This window comes from Halomonas sp. AOP43-D1-4 (assembly GCF_052446175.1).
GTDB classification, from domain to species: domain Bacteria; phylum Pseudomonadota; class Gammaproteobacteria; order Pseudomonadales; family Halomonadaceae; genus Vreelandella; species Vreelandella citrativorans.
In genome coordinates this window covers 1-2,490 of sequence record NZ_JBQSVY010000034.1, presented here as the reverse complement: position 1 = coordinate 2,490, position 2,490 = coordinate 1, and the positions used below count along the sequence as shown (strand labels likewise).

The window sequence follows — 2,490 nt, the reverse complement described above, 5'->3', positions numbered from 1 at the left end:
GTACGGCTCCTATGAAAAGACACCAGCACCGTCGAAAAACACAGCGTCTCCACCGGATGCTTAAACTTACGATTCTCACCCCAAAAAACACATACGCTTCTTTTTAGCTGCTGCGGCCGATCAGGTGACTCATCACGTATCCTCAAGGTTCACCCGATGCCTGCTCCAACGAAAGATGCAGATTTTCAGCCCCTTCTTCGCAGTTCTAGTCTGGTGCCTGGTGCCACTGAACATAAGTTTTAAGCGTCTCAGTAGTCGCTCCACCTGCCATACACGTTACGACCGGGACATCAACGATCAAGCATCAAGGTATCTTGAAGTTGAAGGCTGAAGGACTTGCCCATCGAAGCTCGCGTAAATCCGCCACGTTGTCGGTAGCAGCCGTTGAAGAGGGAAGCCCCACCCATTAGGGCGGGGAGCAGTTACCTCATCACTTCTTGCACAGCGAGCAAATCGAAACTGTTGCCTATCTCACCCAAAGTCGCGAAGTCCTTACCGTAAATCCACCCTATGTGCTTAATGTTACAGGTTACGATCGCAACATCTGCCTGGGCAGAAAATGATGACATCATCAAAGAACCAAAAGCAGTTAACCTCAAAACCTCATCTGCCATCCAATTACCCATCAGTGACCAGCGCCCACCAGTAAGGCTCAAAGTTGTTCTCTAAGGTAAAAATGTAATAAATCGACATTATATTGTCGATAATAAAAGATATATATATTATAGTGTCGATATGAAAACACGGCATGTTACCCTCAGCCCTAAAGCCTCCCTCTCCCTGCGTCTGTTCGCCGGACTGATCGAAGAGGGTAGACTCAATAAAGGGTGGACCCGCGACGAGCTCGCTGATCGGGTTGGTGTTGGCGTGGTCACTATCCGTCAGGTCGCCAAAGGCTCATCCCGAGTGGCTATTGGAACTTATTTCGAAGCTGCGGCGTTGGTCGGCGTTTCGCTATTCACCAATGATCTGGACACACTAAACCGCGAACAAACGATCCAGCGAGACCGGCTAACATTGCTCCCCAAGCGGGTTCACCGCCAGCCACAAGAGCCTATTGATGATGATTTCTAGTCGACGCGCCTACGTTTGGATCTGGCTTCCCAGACAGACATTTCCAGTGGTCGCCGGTCTTGTCGAACGCGATGATCAAGACCACTATCGCTTTACCTATGGTCGTAGTTACCTTACACGCCCTGATGCGATCAGCCTATTCCCCGAAGAGCTCCCCCTTCGTCCCGGAAACCAGGAGAAAGTAGACGGTGCGTTACCTTCCTGCCTACGTGACGCCTCACCAGACGCTTGGGGGCGACGCGTCATTATCAACCGTCTTACGGGGCAAAAAGGCGATAAGGCTAATGGTGTCGACTTCAATGAGTTAGTCTATCTGCTCGAATCTGGCTCGGATAGAATCGGTGCGTTAGATTTACAGCAATCGCCCACTGACTACCGACCACAAGAGAACCAAGTTGCCACCTTGGATGAATTGCAAGAAGCCTCAGCGTATGTAGAGGCTGGAGAACCGCTGCCCCCAGCCTTAGACCTGGCCATTCAGCATGGCAGCAGTATCGGCGGTGCCCGCCCTAAGGCTCTGTTGAACGATCAGGATCGCAAATTGGTGGCAAAGTTCTCTTCTAGTACCGACCTTTACAGCGTAGTGAAGGCGGAATTTGTCGCCATGCGGCTCGCCCAGCAGGCGGGGCTGGATGTTGCGCCCATCAAGATGGCCCGCTCATTAGGCAAGGATGTACTGCTGATTGAACGCTTCGACAGAATGAAGACAGCTGATGGTTGGGGGAGACACATTGTGCTCTCTGCTCTCACGCTGCTCGGTCTGGACGAGATGATGGCCCGCTATGCCAGCTATGAAGATCTCGCCCATCGAATCCGATCTAAATTCAACCAGCCGGGGAAAACACTGGTCGAGTTGTTCAGCCGCATCGTCTTCAACGTACTTTGCGGAAATACCGACGACCATGCACGTAATCATGCTGCCTTCTGGGATGGTATGCACTATCGACTAACTCCGGCCTACGATATCTGTCCGCAGTCACGTACCGGTGGCGAAGCCACCCAGGCGATGCTGTTGTATGACCAGGAACGTCGCAGTCAGCTAATCCACTGTTTGGCAGCCGCAGAGCGGCTCGGTCTTAGCCGGACTCAGGCCCGTGAAATCATCAATCACCAGATTGCGATCATCCATGATTATTGGGATGCTGTTTGCGATGAGGCTGACCTAAGCCAGGTCGATCGTGACTTTCTATGGGGTAGGCAGTTTCTAAATCCGTTTGCGCTGGAGGGCTATTCTGAGAGATGAGACAGCATTCTCCTGGTTAGATACAGTCATGATGAAATCATCAAAGCACCAAAAGCGGGTAACCTCAAAACCTTATTTAGAATTATCATCAAAAGCTCATTTGCTATCCAATTGCACATCAGTGACCAGCGCCCACCCGTAAAGCTCAAAGCTGTTTTCCACGCTGTCACAAA

General features: G+C 51.2%; 2 protein-coding genes. Both read left to right on the top strand.

Annotation, left to right across the window (positions count from 1 at the left end):
- The first annotated feature begins 735 nt into the window (after positions 1-735).
- Positions 736-1,074: a helix-turn-helix domain-containing protein gene (locus ACT3RQ_RS17610; RefSeq protein ID WP_193057445.1), complete on the top strand. Its 339-nt coding sequence runs from the start codon at positions 736-738 to the stop codon at positions 1,072-1,074.
- Positions 1,061-2,317, top strand: a complete 1,257-nt coding sequence (locus tag ACT3RQ_RS17605) for a type II toxin-antitoxin system HipA family toxin (protein WP_192536201.1) — start codon at positions 1,061-1,063, stop codon at positions 2,315-2,317. Before ACT3RQ_RS17610 ends, ACT3RQ_RS17605 begins: the two co-directional genes overlap by 14 nt.
- The last annotated feature ends 173 nt before the right edge of the window (positions 2,318-2,490 follow it).